Consider the following 18,619-nt stretch of genomic DNA (forward strand, 5'->3'; position numbering starts at 1 on the left):
GTACCAAAGAAGCCCCCCGGGCAGGCTGAAGGCCGTCAAGCGACGGTATGCTGCTCGATCGCACTGCCCTTCGTACGCCAATCAGCGAGCCAATGCGACAGACGGTCAAACCACAGGTGCACGACCGGCGTCGTGAACAACGTCAGCATTTGCGAAACAATCAGTCCGCCTACAATCGCTATGCCGAGCGGCACGCGCAATTCGGCACCGGCGCCGTGCCCTAGCGCAAGCGGCAGTGCGCCGAACAGCGCGGCGAGCGTTGTCATCATGATTGGACGGAAGCGCAGCACACAGGCCTGCCGGATCGCTTCTCGCGGCGACATACCCTGCTCGCGCTCGGCCACCAGCGCGAAGTCGATCATCATGATCGCGTTCTTCTTGACGATACCAATCAGCAGGATGATGCCAATCATGCCCATGATCGACAGATCCTGACCGCACAGCATCAACGCGAGCAACGCACCCACGCCCGCCGAGGGCAGCGTCGAAATGATGGTGAGCGGATGAATCGCGCTTTCGTACAGGATGCCGAGAATCAGATAGACCACCACGAGCGCCGCGGCGATCAGATACGGCTCACTCGCGAGCGACGCCTGGAACGCCTGCGCAGTGCCCTGAAACGAGCCCGTCAAACTATCTGGCTTGCCTGCCGCGACTTCGGCCTGGCGAATCGCCGCCACCGCGTTGCCAAGCGACTGACCCGCCGCCAGATTGAACGAGATCGTCACGGCCGGGAACAAGCCCTGGTGATTCACCGAGATCGGCGACACATTGTTTTCGATCCTGGCGAGCGTGTCGAGCGGCACCAGTTCGTTCGTGAGCGGCGAACGCACGTAGAGATGCGCCAGTGCATCCGTCGTCAATTGAAAGCGCGGATCGACTTCTTCGACGACGTGGTACTGATTCAACTGCGTGAACAGCGTCGCAATCTGCCGCTGGCCGAATGCATCGTAAAGCGTGTCGTCGATGGCTTGCGCCGTGATACCGAAACGCGAAGCGGTGCTGCGATCGATCACGAGTGTCGCGCTGGTAGCGGCGGCCTGCTGGTCGGACGTGACGTCGGCCAATTGCGGCAGCTTCGACAGGCGATCGGTCAGTACGCCCGCCCAGTGATTCAACTCGTTGATGTCAGGGTCCTGCAACGTGTACTGATACTGCGCGGCGCTGATACGGCCGCCCACCTGAATATCCTGCCGGACCTGCATCGACAACGAGATGCCCATGACCTTCGCCAACTGCGGCTTTAAACGATTGAGCACCTGCGCAGCACTGTCCTTGCGCTGAGCGAACGGTTTCAGGTTGATCATGACGCGCCCCTGGCTCACGGTCGGGTTAGGACCCATCCAGTAGTAAACGTTGTCGACGGCGGGGTCGGCCTCGATGATATGGCCCACCTGCTGCATCTTCTGCGACATCGAGCGGGGCGAAATATCCGGCGCGGCCTGGGCGACGCCCATGATCAGACCGGAGTCCTCCTGCGGGAAAAATCCCTTGGGGATCACGGCGAACAACGCGCCGGTGGCGACGATCGTCGCCACCGTGACAGCCAGCATCATCTTCTGGCGGTCCAGCACCCTATCGAGGCCACGCTCGTAGCGCCGCTCTACTGCGCTAAACACGGCTTCAAGCCATGCTTCGAGCCTGCGCATCCGGCCGCCGCCATCCGGCTCGGGCAAACGGATCAGCCAGCCGCACAGCATCGGCGTAACGGTCAGCGATACCAGCGCCGACATCACTATCGCGGCGCTCACCGTCACTGCGAATTCGCGGAACAGCCGGCCGACGATGCCGCCCATCAACAGGATCGGGATGAACACGGCGATCAGCGAGATGGTCATCGAAATGATCGTGAAGCGCACTTCCATCGCGCCAAGCAAGGCGGCCTTCATTCTCGGCACGCCCTCTTCGATATGCCGCATGACGTTTTCGATCACGACGATCGCATCGTCCACCACGAAGCCTACCGCGATGGTCAAGCCCATCAGCGACAGATTGTCGAGGCTATAGCCGAGCAGATACATGACGCCGAACGTGGCGACCAGCGACAGCGGAATCGTCAGGCTCGGAATGATGGTCGCCCATACGTTGCGCAGGAACGAGAAGATCACCATGACGACGAGCGCGATCGTCAGCATCAGCGTGAACTGCACGTCGTGCACCGACGCATTGATGGTCTGCGTGCGATCGCCCACCACATGCAGATGCGCGGCCGCGGGCAGCATCGCTTCGAGCGCGGGCAGCTTCGCCTTGATGTTGGCGATCGTCTGCACGACGTTATAGCCGGGCTGCTTGTGAACATCGAGGATGATCGCGCGTTCGTGCTGAAGCCATGCGGCCTGCTGGTTGTCCTCGGCGGCGTTCAGCACGGTGCCGAGATCGGACATGCGAATCGGCGCGCCATTCTTGTACGCGACCACCAGATCGCGATACTGCGAGGCGGTCGTGATCTGGTCGGTCGCGTTGAAGATCACCGAGCGATCCGGGCCGTTCAGGCTGCCCTTCGGTGCATTGACCGTCTGCACGTCGCCGACGATCGAGCGCACGTCTTCCAGCGTCAGACCACGCGCGGTGAGCTTGTCGGGGTCGAGCTGAATACGCACTGCGGGCCGCTGCTGGCCGTGGAAATCAACGAGACCGACGCCGGGCATCTGCGAGATCTGTTGCGCCAGATAGTCTTCGGCGTAGCTGTCGAGTTGCGTGAGCGTGAGTGATGGCGAAGTCAGCGCCAGTGACAACAACGTGAAGTCGGCCGGGTTGACTTTCTGATAGGTCGGCGGGTTCGGCAGGTTCTTCGGCAACGTGCCGCCGGCTGCGTTGATCGCCGTCTGCACATCCTGCGCCGCGCCATTGATGTCGCGCGAGAGATCGAATTGCACGGCAATGCTGGTGTTGCCGAGCGAGCTCGACGACGTCATCTGCGTCACGCCCGCAATCAGCGAAAGTTGCCGCTCCAGTGGTGTCGCCACCGAGGTCGCCATGGTTTCCGCGCTCGCGCCGGGCAACTTGGCGACAACCTGGATGGTCGGAAAATCGACCTGCGGCAGCGGCGCGACCGGCAGCAGAAAATACGCCACCGCGCCGACCAGCAGCACCGCGATCGCCAGAAAACTGGTCGCGATGCGCCGCTTGATGAACAATTCCATGAGGCTCATGACGGATCGTCCTCATTAGTCTGGCTGCCTGCCAAATTCGCGTTGGGCGGCGCTTCGGAACGGGCGGGAACCGGGGTCGCCGTCACATGCACGCCCGGGTTCAAGCGGCTTTGGCCATCGAACACGACGAGATCCGCGGGCGCAATGCCGCTGCGTATCTCCGTCATGCCGTCGACGGTGACCCCGCTTTGCACCGGGCGCATCTGCGCCGTGCCGTTCGCGGCGATCACATAGAGCTGCGTGCCGTTCTGCGAGTTCACCACCGCGCGGCTCGGCACCGCGAGCCGCTGCGTATCGGTGCGCACCAGCACGCGCGCATTCACCAGCTCGCCGGGCCACAGCTTGCGGTCCTGGTTGGTGAACGAAGCCTTGAGCCTGATCTGGCCGGTCGTGGGGTCGACCGTGCTATCGATGAACACCAGCGTGCCGTCGGCGAGCGGCGTGCTGCCGGAACCCGTGGTCACGTTCACCGCCAGCGGCGCTTTCGCCTGATTCGCGAGCAGTTCGGGCAGCACGTCCTGCGGCACGGAGAACAGCACGGTGATCGGCTCCATCTGCGTGACGGTGACGATGCCGGTGGTGTCGGCCGGATGCACGATCGCGCCGATATCGGCTTCGCGTGCGCCGACGCGTCCGGTGAACGGCGCGCTCAACGTGGTGAAGCTCAATTGCAGCCGGTCGCTTTGCACCAGCGCGGCGTCCGCAGCGACGGTCGCGGAGAGCGCTTCGACTTGCGCCTTCGCGGTGTCCACCGCCTGAGTCGTCGCCGCGCCGATGCCGACCAGCTTCGAGTAGCGCGCGAGATCGAGGCGCGCGTTATTGAGCGATGCCTGGTCTTTGCGCTGCGCCGCTTCCGCTTGATGCAGCTGCGCGGTGAGCGGTCCCTGATCGAGTTGCGCGAGCAACTGGCCGGCTTTCACGTCCTGTCCTTCGGTGAATGCGACGCGCTGCAATTGCCCGTCGACACGTACTTTGACGTCCACGGTATTGAGCGCGAGCACCGTGCCCACCGCGGCGACGCGAATCGGAAAGTCGCGGCTCACCGGATGACCGGCGTTGACCGGCACGGCGGTCGCCGCCTTGACCGCCGGGTGCCGCGGCCAGAACCACACCGCCAACATCGCGACAAGGACGGCGAACGCCAGGATGAGCGGCGCGCGGCCGCGTCCGCGGGGCGCCTCGTGGTTCGGAAGGTCTGCAGATTTCATGAGCGGGATGACGTAGAGGTGGAGGCGGTGCTGCTATCACTATCGTTGGTCACGCCGAAGCCGCCGCCGAACGCGCGAAACAGGCTCACGGACGCTTGCAGGCGCGCGAGCCGCGCCTGCACCAGCGTGTCTTCAGACTGATACAGCGTGCGTTGCGCGTCGAGCACGGTCAGAAAGTCGACGGTGCCGAGCTTGTACTGGGCTTGCGCGAGCGTGGCGGCTTTGCGGGCGGCGTCGGCGGCGTTCTGGTCAGCGACTTCCGCGAGCTGCTGCTGTTGCGCCGCCGTGAGCGAGTCCTCCACGTCCTGCAGCGCGGTTATTACGGATTGCCGGTAATCCGCGACGCCCTTCGCTTCGGCCGCCTGGCTCGCGTGCAACTGGCCACGTAGCGCGCCGCCATCGAAGATTGGCGCCGCCAGCGAGGTGGCGAGACTGGCGAACGGGCTCGACAGGAAATGCGACAGCGACTTGCTGCTCAGCCCGCCGTCCGCGGTCAGTACGATGTTCGGCAGAAAGGCCGCGCGCGCCGCGCCGACACTCTGATTCGCCGACTGCAACTGCGCCTCCTTCGAACGGATGTCGGGGCGCGTTTCCAGCAAGCTCGCGGGCAGATTGGGGCGCGGTTGGGGAATCGGGATGTCGGCGAGCGCGGCGTCGCTGACCGTGAATTGTTCAGGCGCGGTGCCCGCCAGCACCGCAAGCGCATGGATGTTGGTATCGAGCTGCTGTTGCAGCGCCGGCACGGCCGCCTGGAAGGTGGCGAGCGCGTTGCGCTGCTGCTGCACCTGCAATTCGGTCGCGACGCCCGCCTGCTGTTGCGCGAGCAGCAGTTGCAGAATGTGCGCGGCATCGTCGGAAATGGAACGCGCAATCACGAGCCGGCGGCGCAGGCTCTGCACCTGAAAATATGTGTCGGTGACCGATGCGGTCAGCGTCAGCGCCACCGTATCGCGATCGAACCCGGAGGCGCGCGCGAGCAGGTCGGCGGCGCTGGCGTTGGCGGCGTTGAAGCCCCAGAAGTCCACCTCGTAACTGGCTTCGGCGAACAGGCTCTGGGTCTTCGTGGTCGAACCACGTCCCTGATGGCTGCGATCGAAGGTGGCGCCGAGCGATAGCGACGGATACTGCGGCGCACCGGCTCTCTCGGCGTTGCCGCGCGCCTGTTCGACGCTCGCAATCGCGGACGCCAGCGTGAAGTTGTTGCGCAGGCTGCGATCGATCAGCGCGTCGAGCGCGGGGTCGTGATACTCGCGCCACCAGCCGCTTCTGACTGGCACGGTAGCGGCGAGCGACTCTCCGGCCGCCCCATCGAAGGATTGCGCCAGCGGCGCGCCCGGCCGTTGATAGGCAGGCACAAGCGAACACCCGGCCAGCAACGCGAGGCCGAGCGCACATAAGGCGGCGCGCAGGCACGATACGCGCGCAGGTGGACTGACGGCGCGCGAAAGCGGCGCCCAACGGGACAGTCCTGACATTGGAGAACGCTCCGGCAACTAGAAGTGTCGCCAGATTAGCCAGCGGGTCCTGTCGGCGCTTTCGCCCATTAATTAAAAAAATTTAATGCGGCGCAACATGACGCGTCGGCGCGCCCGAGCCGGGGCTTACAAGGCTTTCCGCGCGTGTCAGGGCGCCGGGTTCAACACGTATCCCGCGCCGACCACCGTATGAATCAGCGCCATGGGAAAATCACGATCGACCTTTGCCCGCAGCCGATGCATGTGCATATCAATGATGTTGCCTCGCGGCTCGAAATCGTAATTCCAGGCCGCCTCGAGCAGCATGCTGCGTGTCACGACCTGTCCCTCGCGGCGCACCAAACATTCGAGCAAAAGGAATTCGCGGTGCTGCAGGCGCAGATCACGACCGCCGCGGTTTGCGGTCCGCGCCCGCGTGTCGAGTACCAGATCCGCACATTCGAGCCGCTCGCTCATCCTGCTGCGATCGGCGCGCCGCGCGAGCGCCTCGATTCTTGCCAGTGCTTCGACGAACGCATACGGCTTCACGAGATAGTCGTCGCAACCTGCGCGAATCGCCTCCACGCGTTCGTTCAGGCCGCCGACCGCCGACAGCATCAGTACCGGCGTCGTATTCCCACCGGCGCGCAACTGCTGGACGAGGGCCAGGCCGGCGAGTGCCGGTAAGCGCCGATCAGTCACAATCACGTCATAGATGCCCTCGCGCGCATAGGCGAGCCCGGTCGCACCATCGGCCACCGTGTCGACAATCAGACCGCTCTCGCTCAGGCCACGCGCCAGGAACTGGCTGGCGCGCGTATCGTCTTCAATTAGCAGGATTCGCATACGCAATCGGGGCTTACATTAAAATTTTTTCATGTTGGCGCGAAACGCCTGTGCAGCTTCGCGCGGCATACTGCGGACATCGTAGGTACGAGCGTAGTGTAAATCGGCCGGCTAGCGCAGGTTCGACGCTCGCTCATTTCCGGAAAAAAGCATGTCGAACGTATTGGTCGTCGAGGACGACGGGCAGACTCTCGCAGAGATCGTTGAAGCGCTCACCGATCACGGCTGCAATGTCGAAACCGCGAGCACCGGCCGCGACGGTTTGATGCTCGCGGTCGCCAACAGTTATGACGCGATCGTGCTCGATCGCATGTTGCCGGGCGGCCTCGAAGGGCTCGGCATGCTGTCGGCGTTGCGCAGCGCCGGCGTCCTCACGCCGGTGCTGATCCTGAGCGCGCTGTCCGCGGTCAACGAACGTGTGCGCGGTTTGCGCGCCGGCGGAGACGACTATCTGACCAAACCGTTCGAGTTCATCGAACTGACCGCGCGGCTCGATGCATTGATGCGCCGTCGCGAGGCGGCGCCCGGTGTGCAGGAGTACCTCGTCGGCCCGTTGCGTCTGGACCCGCTCAAACGCGAAGTGACCTGCGCCGGCCGCCCGGTACCGCTGCTGCCGCGCGAGTACCGGCTGCTCGAATACCTGATGCAGCACGAAGGCCAGGTGGTGAGCCGCACCATGCTGTTCGAAGCGGTATGGGACTACCGGCTCGACGAGCGGACCAACGTGATCGACGTGCACATCAGCCGTCTCAGAAAGAAGCTCGACCCGGACGGGACGGCTCCGATGATCGATACCGTGCGCGGCTCGGGGTACACGCTACATGCGCCTGACTGAACTGCACCGCACTACCGGCTTTCGCCTCGCCACGCTGTTTCTGATGCTGTTCGGCGTGATCGCGATGCTGCTGTTCGGTTATCTGTACCGCGAGATCACCGGCTTCGAACAGGAGCGCATCGACGACTGGCTGATTCGCGAGCACGCACAATTGAAACGCGAAGCGCCGGACGAACTGGTCGCGCGATTCGAACATCAGAACCGGTTCGATCCGCGCCGCCAGCGCCCGTTCGGCCTGTTCGAAGCCAGCGGCAAACATCTTGCTGGCGGCTATGCGGGCGATCTGCCGGCGATCCCCGTCTTTGACAAGCCGTTTTCGACGCGCCTCGCAAATGTGCCGGGCCACCCGCCTGGTCGATGCATCGCCGCGCACGTGACCGATAGCCGCATCGCTTTGCAATGCCAGAACACCCTCGAGCTCGACCACTTCGACGACGAACTGGTGCAAGCGCTGCTTTCCACCGCAATGATCACGCTCTTGATCGGCCTGATCGGGGCGAGCCTGATTGGCATTTCGGCGATGCGGCGGCTCGATGCGGTGACGGCGTCGATCGAGGAAATCGTCGCCGGCAATCTCAGCAGGCGTTTGCCGGTGCATTCGAAACGCGACGACGTGGATCGCCTGGTCGGCGTCGTGAACGGGATGCTCGACGAAATCGAGCGCCTGATGAACGAGGTCAAAGGCGTGTGCGATGCGATTGCGCACGATCTACGCACGCCGCTCACGCGGGTGCTCGGCCGACTCGAACGTGCGCAACGGCGCGCCAGAACCGAGGCAGAGTATCGCGCGGCCATTGATGAAACCATCGTGGAAACCAGCGGCCTGCTACGCACTTTCAACGCACTGCTGCGCATTTCGGAAATCGAAAGCGGCGTGCGCCGCGCCGGCTTCACCAGCTTCGATCTGGCCGCCGTCGCCGACGACGTGTTCGAGTTCTACGAGCCGACCGCCGAAGACAAGCAGATTGCATTCGAACTGGAGCGCACCGTGTCCGGCCCGCTGGAAATCCAGGGCGATCCGAATCTGCTATTCGAGGCGCTGGCGAATCTGGTGGAGAACGCCGTCAAGTTCGCACCGCATGGCGGAGCCGTGCACATGACGCTGTGGCACGACGGACGAGGGGCCGGCGTGACGGTACGCGACAATGGACCGGGCATCGCACCGACCGAGCGCGATGCCGTCCTGCGCCGTTTCTATCGTGGAGAGGCGAGCCGCCATACGCCCGGCAGCGGCCTGGGGCTCAGTCTTGCCACCGCCGTAGCCGGCATGCACGGCATGATGCTGGCGTTCCACGACACGAACGTCGGTTGCGAGATCAGCCTGTTCAAACCCGCCCAACGTACCCAACGTCATATTGCGGATAGCCGATGATCGATAACCTGCCGGTGCATTGACCTCGCTCCGTAAGGTTCTCGGCGGGCCTAAGCTTCTGCTTCGCGCACTGTTTTTTGTCACATACAGTCTTGCGCGAAAAAAACGCTCAGATTGGCGCCCCATGCACACGCTCACCCTAACCGTCACACGCCAGAGCGCGCAATCTGGAATTCGGCGGGAGCTTTCGTGTGCAGATCATGTGACTCGAGCCGTCGGTCTTATGGAAAGAATTGCACAGGCCGATCATGCTGAGGCAGGGGCTTGCTACCGGATGAGATCCTGGACCCGATGCCGGGTGAGCAAACCTCATAGCGATTGATCCGTTGATGCCGGTGTGGGGCGGATTTCAACGATGTCGGCGGTGACTGCGCTTTTACGTTTATCCACTGTCTGGTCGCCTGGCGCACCGGGCGAAATCTTTATTTGCTCAAGTTCCGCTGGCGTTTGCCGTAATCGTGTCATTGCGAACGGTGAGCGTGAAACCACGACCGGCCCGACGGGGAAACGGATCTGGCATGCGACCCGACGCTCGAGAGATGAGCCGATCTGCCAGGCAGGCAATCAGGTTGCCGCCAGTGGCAGGTTTGAGTGAACTGACGGACCCCATCTGTGAGACTGGCATAAATGAAGCGTTTGACCTTGAACCAGAAGCTCTGGAGCATCCTGGCTCTTCTCTGGTTTGGCCTTGGTGTGCTCGTCGTCACGAGCGCGTGGATGAACCGATCCGATATGCTCGAACAGCGCAAGAGCATGCTGTCGCAGCAGATAGATACCGCGCTGGGCGTGATTTCCTATTACCAGAAGAAGGTCGCCGACAATACTTTATCGATCGCCGAAGCGAAACATCAGGCGCTTGAGAACCTGCGCGGACTTCGCTATGGCGCGCACCGTAGCGGCTATTTTGGCATCTACGACTCGAATGTCACGGCACTCCTCTTGCCGTCCAAGCCACAACTTGAAAGCAAGTCCCTGGCAGACCTGGTTGATTCGAACGGCACCCACATTGCGGTCGAGATCGTCAAAAGCTCATCGCCCGGCGGCAACCACTTCAGCGAATATGTGTGGCCAAAGCCCGGCAGTGACACGCCAGTTCGCAAGATTACCTGCAGTGACTTTGTCGCCGACTGGGACTGGCACGTGTATACGGGTGTCTACGTGGACGATATCGACCATCTGTTCTATGTGACGCTCCTGCGCGATCTGTTGCTCGCAGCGATAGTGACCGCGGTTCTGACAGTCGGGATGCTATTACTGGCGCGCAGTATCCGGACGAGCCTCGGTGGCGAACCTGACTACGCGGCGGGGCTATGCAAGCGGATTGCCAACGGCGATCTCGGTGTGAACGTCGACCTTCGGCCAGGTGACACAAGCAGCCTGATGGCTTCTCTGCGGGCGATGCGTGACAGTCTGTCACGAGTCGTTCTGGAAGTGCGGGAGAACGCCGAAGGGGTGGCGACCGCAAGTGGACAGATTGCGCAGGGCAATCTCGATCTGTCGAGCCGCACCGAAGAGCAGGCAGCGTCGCTCGAGGAAACAGCTTCCAGCATGGAAGAACTGACGGCCACGGTCCGTCACAATACGGACAACGCCCGGCAGGCAGCGACGCTGGCCGGCACGGCATCTGGCGTTGCACGGCGCGGCGGCGAGGTGGTAGGGCGCGTGGTCGAGACGATGCAGGAGATCTCCGGCAGTTCGGCAAAAATGTCCGAGATCATTACTGTGATTGAAGGCATTGCATTCCAGACAAACATTCTTGCGCTCAACGCAGCGGTCGAGGCGGCCCGCGCTGGCGAGCAGGGCCGTGGGTTTGCTGTCGTGGCCGGCGAGGTCCGTACGCTCGCGCAGCGTAGCGCCACCGCTGCAAAGGAGATCAAGGATCTGATCGGCGACTCGGTAAGTCGTGTGGACGCCGGCTCGAAGCTCGTAGGGGAAGCGGGCCGCACCATCAATGAGATCGTCGAGTCGGTCAAACGGGTGGCCGACATCGTTGGTGAAATCTCGTCGGCTTCGGTAGAGCAGAGCACTGGCATCGAGCAGGTGAGTCAGGCGGTCAGCCAGATGGACCAGGTGACCCAGCAAAACGCCGCGCTGGTTGAAGAAGCCTCGGCAGCAGCGCAGTCGATGGCTCAGCAAGCCCGGGCCTTGCGTGAAACGGTGGCCTTTTTCAAGGTTGACGATGCGCGGCCATCAGCGTAACGCGTGATTGACCGGCAGAGCAAGCCGCGCAGGCCGGTCCCGGCACCGAAGGTTCGCACGCCCTGTCTCTAACGCGCGTACCAGCAACTCGCCGCGGTCAGGTTGCTACCGGGGGCACGCGTTGCGATACCGTTCTTACCGTCGACGCATGGGCGGCATGGACGGCATGGGCGGCAATGCTCGGCAATGCACGGCGCGGCAAGCCTGATCGCAGCAGGCCGAGGCGCTCAGATCGATCCGAAATTCCTGCTACCCGGCTGATTAAACGGACCGTTCAATTGGTGCTTGAAGGGCTGTCGCATTGCCCTTGACGATGCGGAGATCCAACGGCGTATCTGTCTCCCACGTGCGACTGGCAGCACTTAGATAGTCGACGCTTGCACGTCGCAGTCGCCTCCTTGTTGATGGCGGCGTAAAACGTACATATGTGACTGCGCCGGGTGCTGCGTGCTTCCAGCGCCCCAGCCTGTCGATGCTGTCGAAGCGAGCATCTGTCGATTCCAATGCTCTTACCGCGACAGAGCGCGACAAAAGCGCGCCGTGCGGGTTCGTCTTGCGAATAGCTAATTACGCAGCGCCTCATCAACGAATGCGTTGGTATAGGTGTGATCGACTTTCACCGCCTCGTAGGCCGGATCGAATTTGGCCAACACGTTCCACTCCTTCACTGCGCCATCGTCCGGCATGCGGCCGTCGGTCGCAAACATCGGTATCTCTTCCTTCAGCACTTTCAGGTAGGCGGCACGGTCCTTACCGGTGATCTCCGGTGGAATGACCGCCAGAATCTCCTCGGGCGTATGAGAATTGATGTATTTGAGGGTTCTGACGAATGCGCTCGCCAAATGCCTCGCGATTTCCGGATGAGAGTTGACGCGCTCGCTCGACATATAGATTGTGCTGGATGGGAAAAGCGCGCCCAATTGCTGACGCGTGCCTTGCACCGTCGTCAGGTCGGCAAACACGGTAGCGACACCTTTCGACTCGTAAAAATCACCATCAGGTGTGGGCGCGACAACAAAATCGGCCGCCCCTTCGCGCAGCGCCGCCACGTTTTTCTCTTTTCCGTCCGTCCCCAACCGTGCATAGTCGCCTACTTCGTGCCCTCCTTCGAGCACCAGAGCGTTCGCCACCGCGCTCTTCGAGGAGCCCGCGCCGCCGGCAATGAAGCGGCTTCCCTTAAGGTCGGCTAGAGTCTTGTATTTCTCCTTGACCTGATTCGCCACGAGGACTTTAGCCCCTGGCGTCACCCCGAGCGTGACGATTGCCTCCGTGTTGATCCCATTTGCCTGATTCACAACGTTGTGGTGATAGTAGGCCACCACTGCATCGACCCGTCCGTCCTTCAGCATATTGACAGTCGGCACGTCGTCGCGGACGTTCATCATGGTCACGGTCATCTTGCCGTCATTCAGATAGCCGAGGCGTTCGGCCAGAACCACCGGAAAATTGCGAATCGCCTTGATCTCGTCGACCAGCAGAACGATACGATGCGTCGACGGGTCGCCGGCGGGGGGAGCGGGCGCAGGCTCGGCCGCCTGCGCATGCCCCGCGAGAGAGAGAACCGATGCAAGAGCAAATGCTAGCGTATTCATAGGAGACCTCATGATGATCAGTTGTTCAGGGATTTGCTGAGACGGCGTCGGCGATGACCACTTGTTCCTCAGTGCGCACACTTTTCTTGCTGTCGCTGATCGCTTTCCAGTCCGGATTGGTCTTCAACCGCTCACGGACCTTCGTCACCACCGCCTCTCGCTCACTAAGTGCGGCTTCATCCTTGTATTGAAGGATCACCATGGCGGTCCATGGCCGCCCAGCCGGAAACTTGCTCGTATACAGCGTATAGCCGGACAGCACGCCCTCTTCCATCCATCCTTTGAATTGCGGAATTACATAGCCGTCGACATATTTCTCATAGTCACTGTCCGAGACGAGCGTCTTATAGGGAATGACCACGTACACGGCATTCGGTGACGGTGTTCCAAGCGCTTCCGCGCGCTTTGCCTCGACCGGGGTCGTATGGACTGCGGTGGTCAGTGCCAAGGCCTTTTCGGATAACGCTGCGGGCTTTGTCCGCTCGACCATGCGCCAGCGAAACAGATCGTCGGGCGTCGAGAATGTCAGCACTGCCATGGCATCCCAGTTGTCGGAATCGGCATAGCGATTGAACAGCAGGCTGTAGTGTTTGACGCGTCCATCGCGCTTCCAACGGTCGAATTCGCGCGTTGCCGACTGCACCAATTCGCGGCGCAAAGCACTCCGGTTAGCCGGCACCGTGTGATAAGTGATGACCAGCGACAAGGCATCCCCGACGGGCGGCTCGGCGGCATCTGTGGTGCCGGCCAGGAGTGCGCTCGCCAATGCGAGAAAGAGCGCGATCGTTGCGCAGAGTGATCGAAGCGAGATTTGTTTCATGTCTGGCATCCGTGACTAACATTTGAGAAAAATATCTGCGAGGTCATTCAAAAATCGATCTTGGCGGCCATTCTCACGCTGCGATCCATCCCCGTGCCGAGCGTCCCGGTCTGCACCGAGTTCCAATAGCGCTTGTTGAACAGGTTGTCCACGCTCACCCTGAGATCGACGCGCTTGCCGGCGATTCGCGTGGCATAGCCGGCTCCGAGCGAATACACGGTATAGCCTGGAATGAACCCCTGATTTTGCGGGTTGACCGGACGTTTGGTGACGAACGACGCGCGCGCCGAAAGCGACAGCCCAGGCAGCCACAGCGGTCGGTACGACACCGAGACGTTGCCGATCCACTTGGGCGTGTTCTCCGGCGGCAGGCCTTTGATCGTCTTGTCGATAGCCGGATTCTGTTCAGCGTGCATGTACTGGACAGCTTCCGAAATCGACCACTGACGTGTGATCTCCTGCGTCAGCACGGCTTCCATGCCCTTGTACTCGATGGTGCCGTCGTTGCCGAAGATCTGGGTGACGGAGTTCGTCACGGCGTTGGCACGGGTAATGTCGAATACCGAGGCGCTGATCGAAAGCCCCTTGAAGTAATGGTCGCGTATGCCTACCTCGACTTGCGTCGAAATGGCCGGCGGCAGTATCTGGTAAGCGTTCTTCGCGTTGACCGGTGCCACACCGCCATCCTCCAAACCCTTCATATAGCTCGCAAAGAGTGTGGTTGTCGGCAGAACGTCATACATGATGCCGAAAGCGGGCGACTTCACCCAGGTCGTGGATTGCTGAACGCCATCGCTCGTTTCCGACTTGCTTTCGCGAAAGCCGACCAGCACTTTCCACTTGGGGCCGAGGCCAACGATGTCGTAGGTATAGACCGCGGTGTCCGCATTGGACTGCTTGGGCAGTGACGTGTTCGGCCTGGTAAACACCGGAGCGGGCAGCGCAATGGGATCGAAGATGTTGACCCTCACCGGCAACACGGTCGAGTTTTGCGCCGGCGTCTCCGCGATCCGTTCGCTGCGCGAAATGCCGATAGTCAAATCGTGCGTGAGGGGTCCCGTATCGAACTTGCCGAGCAACTCCGCGCGCTTGTACTTGTTGAAATAGACCTGGGTGACCGAATTGACGGTAGCAATGCCGTTGGCCCCGGTGGCAACGTTGTAATTTCCGATGCGCGTCGTCAAGCGGGAACGATCGGAGTCGGACTGGCCAATTTCCGCCAGAACCTTCCAATTAGGTGTGAAGGCGTAGTCGGCCCGCGCCTGCACGTTCGTTGTCTTCGCAGAGAACACGGCCCATGGCCCCGATAACAGGTTTCGCGGATTGGGCACGCGCGGCACGGTAATATGCCCGTTCACGGCCGCGGGAAGACTGAGACTGCCTTGCTCAACCACCTCCTTGCGATACGTCTCCACGTCGAACTGGAAGTTCAGGCGGTCCGTGATCTTCCAGTCAGCGCCCACGCTGCCGATCCAGCCGCGCCCGTTCGCGCCTCTCACGCCGTTTTCGAGGTGCGTCTCGGCTGCGTTGACGCGAATCCCGACCTGCTTTTCGCTGCCGAACCGGTGACTGACATCGACCGCGCCGCCGTACTGTCCAAACGAATTTCCCAGCGCCGTCAGTGAAACGATATCTGTCTCCGGCGCGCGCTTGGTCACCATGTTGATGATGCCTGCGGGGCTGGCGACACCGAACATCAACGCGTTCGCTCCCTTCAGCGTCTCCACGCGCTGTTTGTCCTCCGTGGGCACGGTCATCACATTAGCGATCGGCAACCCGCCGTTGAGCCGGTAGTTGGCAAACAGGTTGACCTTGATGCCGCGAATGCTGGCCGCATCGGCAGGACTGCCCGCCGAATTGGTAGGCGCCACGCCGGCCTGGTTCTTGACCGCATCCGTCACGCCATCCTGCGCGCCCTGCAACGCCGAGCTCGACATCACCTCCTTGGTCATCGGCAGCGATTGCTTGTTGCCGAGCGCTTCCTTGTTGAGCCTTGACTCGACCACCGACGTGGCCGGCTGCAACTGGGTTGGCTCGTAGAGCGCACGGGCGTCAGGGATTCGTTTGCTTAGTTCATCCCTCAGTGCTTCGGCCTTTTTCTGCAGCGCGGCCTGGTCTTCGCCGTTCTTGAACGGCAAGACAACCGCCAGCGCGCCAACGGTCTGGCCTGCGGCGTCCTGCAACGGAAGCTCGACTTCCAGGCGATCGCCGTACTTGCCCACTACGATGTTGGGCTTGCCGCTTTCGATGACGCGAAGATCGTCCGCATCCGCGGGCTTACCGATACGCCCGATATTGGACGCGACAATCGGGTAGTCGACTCCCCCGCTGGGGCGCCTGACGTGCATCGCGAGGGCCATCACCTCGGGGTGCCTTGCGATCATGTCGTCGACGAGGGTCTGCGCATAAGGATTGGCAGGTATTCCGGTATTGACGAGCACGGGATCGAACATCTCGTTGCCGTATCTGATCTGACGGCTCAACTCGTCGCGGATCACATCTCCCGCGCGAATCAACGCCTCTTTGTCGAGCCCGGACCCCGGCGGATACGGAAATGTCAGCTCTACTACCCCGATTACCTTGCGTGTCACGTCGAGCAAAGGCAGATGAACTTCGACGTTCTGATCGCCCGTTCGGTTGACCTCGACGAACGGCGTACCGCTCTTGAGCACCCCCAGGTCGTCGGGGTCCGTTTTTTTGCCAATCCTATTGGCGGACTTCGAGGCCACGATCACGCTCTCAGTGGCACCGGGAGCTCGCATGTGAAGGTCCAGCTGAACGAGTTCCGGATGCCTCGCCACGGTCCGTTCCACCAGTTCCTGCGCGTAGATCTTCGCCGACTGGGCTTGCGGCGTTTGTGCGTCGGCGCTGCGTCCCGTCTCCGCTTGCGCATGGAGCGCAGGGGAAAACAAGGCCACGGCAGCCAACGTCACCACCGATTCTTTGAACACAGTCTCCTCCCTGCTTTTATATGGATAACTAATTCCCTTCACGATCGTCGCTTGCGGCCTCGGATCGTCCGGACCTCTTCCGTCTTAAAGGTCCAGCACCAGCAAATCGCTCTTTGCGCGCGAACAGCACGGCGTGAAATGCTTTCCTTGCTCTCGTTGCGCGGAAGTCAGAAAACAGTCGAGGTGCTCGACTTCGCCCGCGATGACTCGCGTGACGCAAGTGCCGCAAACGCCCTGTTCGCACGAAAGCGGAATCCTGATGCCGTGCTCGGCCAGCGATGCGGCGATAGTCTTGTGCTCCGGGATTCGAAAAACCTCGCCCGTACTGGCGAGCTTGACGTTGAAGGCGCGCACGGTCGCCGGGTTCGGACCGTTCGATAAGAAATGCTCACGATGCAATTGATGCTCCGGCCATCCCCGCTGGCGTGCACCGCAGATGGCTGCATTTATGAAGCCGGCGGGTCCGCAGACGTAGAGATGTGTCCCAGGAGGCTGGCGATCGAGCACGGTTTGGAGATCGAATCTCTGAAAAATGGGCCCGTCGCTGAGGTGATGCGCGACACGGCTGGCGTAACGTGCGCGGCCAATGCGCTCGACAAACGCGGTGCGCACAAACGTGCGCGTGCAATAGTGCACTTCGAAATCGGCGTTGATCCGGGCAAGTTGCTCCGCCATGGCGAGAATCGGTGTTATGCCGATTCCGCCCGCCAATAGGAGCGAGCGCGGCGCCGTGCTATCCAGTGCGAAATTATTTCTGGGCGGGCTGATCTCGAGCAGGTCGCCTTCGAGGACGGTATCGTGCAACGCGGTCGAACCGCCGCGCGATGACTCGGTGCGCAATACGCAGATCAAATAGCGATGTCGCTCGCGTGGATCGTTGCAGAGCGAGTATTGGCGTATCAAGCCATTGGCGAGAAACACGTCGATCCGCGCGCCGGCGGTAAACGGCGGCAGCCTCCCGCCAGGACGCACCAGCTCAAAACTGCAAATGCCTTCGGCCTCGGTCGATTTCCTTGCGACGCGCACCCTCAAGCGCCCATCGTTCATCATTGTGCGGCGGCTACGGCGAAGGTAATCGGCGATGCCGGTGTACGCGAGCACCGGCACCGAAAGAGCGCCCAGCAGCAGCAACAATTGCCCGAAGATGCCGCCCACTGCGCCGGTATGCCAGGAAAGTGCCCAGAAATAAAGCTTATGACCCAGGCTGCTTTCGGCATAGGGCGTGAAACGCAGGACTTTGCCTGTGTAGGCATCGAGGAAAAGCATCGTGCGGGCATTCGCATGCGGGGCATCTCGCCCGATCAGGTACATCTCGACCGGACTCCTGCTCTTTTCAGGAATATGCAGCAATGCATCCTGTGGATCAGGCACGAGCGATTGGGCAGTGCGCCAGAAAGTCTCCAGGGGCAGACGCTTCAGCCCACCGGCCGGTACGCTCGACTTGGGAGGAGTGACTGGCGCAGGAGAAGCCGTGATCGTATAGATGCCGTGCGCGTACCAATCGAATGCCCACGGCAGTCCGGTGAGCACGCTTGATAATAGAATCACGCTCGCATAGGGGCCCACTGTGCGATGCAGGTTTCGCGGTTTCGCCGCACTGCGCTTGAGCATGCGTTTCATATCGGCCTTGAGGCCGCCCCGCAACGTACGGGGCCACCAGAGCACGACGCCGCCGATAATCAGCAGGAATCCAAATAAAATTGCGCTCGTGCCCGTTATGAGGCTGCCATGATTCATGAACCGGAAGCGATGGATCTGTTCGATCGTGCCGAGGAGCCCGCCATAGCGAGAGCGCTCACCTAATACCGCACCGGTGCAAGGATTGACGTAGACGGAATATTGGTCAGTGAAACGGACCATGGCAGCCGGCGTCAGTACCGCATCGGGGTTAGCCGCGACGATTCGGATGTAATCAAGCACAGCAGCCGGCCGCGTGGAGGCGGCGTTGGTCACAAGGGTGTCCAGCGGCATACGTTCGGTGCACGCCGGTACGGTCAACAGATCTCGATTGACGACTGGTTCGAGATTCGGGCGGAAGACGATAGCGGCACCGGTAACCGCCATCAGGACGATCACTAGCCCAACGGTCATACCGGTCCAGCGATGAGCCTTCAATACCAGAGTGCGAAAGGCCGGTTTCATGATTTTATCCACGCGACGGCTGATGACGGCCTATTGTTGGTGGATGAA

11 protein-coding genes are annotated in these 18,619 nt (G+C 61.6%); 3 read left to right on the top strand and 8 right to left on the bottom strand.

Features of this window, described 5'->3' with window-relative positions; genetic code table 11:
- Positions 1-35 precede the first annotated feature (35 nt).
- From OKW29_RS01590 to OKW29_RS01605, 4 genes are all read right to left on the bottom strand, one after another.
- A complete protein-coding gene (locus OKW29_RS01590) occupies positions 36-3,152 on the bottom strand; it encodes an efflux RND transporter permease subunit (RefSeq protein ID WP_429289711.1) in 3,117 nt (1,038 codons plus the stop codon).
- A complete protein-coding gene (locus OKW29_RS01595; RefSeq protein WP_429289712.1) occupies positions 3,149-4,360 on the bottom strand; it encodes an efflux RND transporter periplasmic adaptor subunit in 1,212 nt (403 codons plus the stop codon). The genes OKW29_RS01590 and OKW29_RS01595 overlap by 4 nt, the downstream gene beginning before the upstream one ends.
- A complete protein-coding gene (locus OKW29_RS01600) occupies positions 4,357-5,835 on the bottom strand; it encodes an efflux transporter outer membrane subunit (RefSeq protein ID WP_429289713.1) in 1,479 nt (492 codons plus the stop codon). The genes OKW29_RS01595 and OKW29_RS01600 overlap by 4 nt, the downstream gene beginning before the upstream one ends.
- Positions 5,836-5,982: 147 nt before the next feature.
- A complete protein-coding gene (locus tag OKW29_RS01605) occupies positions 5,983-6,660 on the bottom strand; it encodes a response regulator transcription factor (protein WP_429289714.1) in 678 nt (225 codons plus the stop codon).
- A gap of 151 nt (positions 6,661-6,811) precedes the next feature.
- Here OKW29_RS01605 and OKW29_RS01610 point away from each other — a divergent pair, with 151 nt between their 5' ends.
- From OKW29_RS01610 to OKW29_RS01620, 3 genes are all read left to right on the top strand, one after another.
- Positions 6,812-7,495 (top strand): response regulator transcription factor, encoded by a 684-nt coding sequence (locus tag OKW29_RS01610; protein WP_429289715.1) that lies wholly within the window; start codon positions 6,812-6,814, stop codon positions 7,493-7,495.
- Positions 7,482-8,867, top strand: a complete 1,386-nt coding sequence (locus OKW29_RS01615) for a sensor histidine kinase (protein ID WP_429289716.1) — start codon at positions 7,482-7,484, stop codon at positions 8,865-8,867. The genes OKW29_RS01610 and OKW29_RS01615 overlap by 14 nt, the downstream gene beginning before the upstream one ends.
- A 627-nt stretch (positions 8,868-9,494) precedes the next feature.
- Complete coding sequence (locus OKW29_RS01620) at positions 9,495-11,066, top strand: methyl-accepting chemotaxis protein (RefSeq protein WP_429289717.1); 1,572 nt, start codon at positions 9,495-9,497, stop codon at positions 11,064-11,066.
- A gap of 563 nt (positions 11,067-11,629) precedes the next feature.
- On the opposite strand, the gene OKW29_RS01625 is transcribed toward OKW29_RS01620, so the two are convergent.
- From OKW29_RS01625 to OKW29_RS01640, 4 genes are all read right to left on the bottom strand, one after another.
- Positions 11,630-12,658 (bottom strand): ABC transporter substrate-binding protein, encoded by a 1,029-nt coding sequence (locus OKW29_RS01625; RefSeq protein WP_429289718.1) that lies wholly within the window; start codon positions 12,656-12,658, stop codon positions 11,630-11,632.
- 25 nt (positions 12,659-12,683) lie between these two features.
- A complete protein-coding gene (locus OKW29_RS01630) occupies positions 12,684-13,478 on the bottom strand; it encodes a hypothetical protein (RefSeq protein WP_429289719.1) in 795 nt (264 codons plus the stop codon).
- Positions 13,479-13,525: 47 nt separating this feature from the next.
- The gene (locus OKW29_RS01635) at positions 13,526-16,429 is read right to left on the bottom strand and encodes a TonB-dependent siderophore receptor (protein ID WP_429289720.1); all 2,904 of its coding nucleotides are present in this window, start codon (positions 16,427-16,429) and stop codon (positions 13,526-13,528) included.
- An 84-nt stretch (positions 16,430-16,513) separates the two neighbouring features.
- On the bottom strand, positions 16,514-18,571 hold the full coding sequence (locus OKW29_RS01640) for a PepSY domain-containing protein (RefSeq protein WP_429289721.1): 2,058 nt from the start codon (positions 18,569-18,571) through the stop codon (positions 16,514-16,516).
- Positions 18,572-18,619: the final 48 nt, after the last annotated feature.

This window comes from Paraburkholderia sp. CI3 (assembly GCF_050436505.1).
Taxonomy (GTDB): domain Bacteria; phylum Pseudomonadota; class Gammaproteobacteria; order Burkholderiales; family Burkholderiaceae; genus Paraburkholderia; species Paraburkholderia tuberum.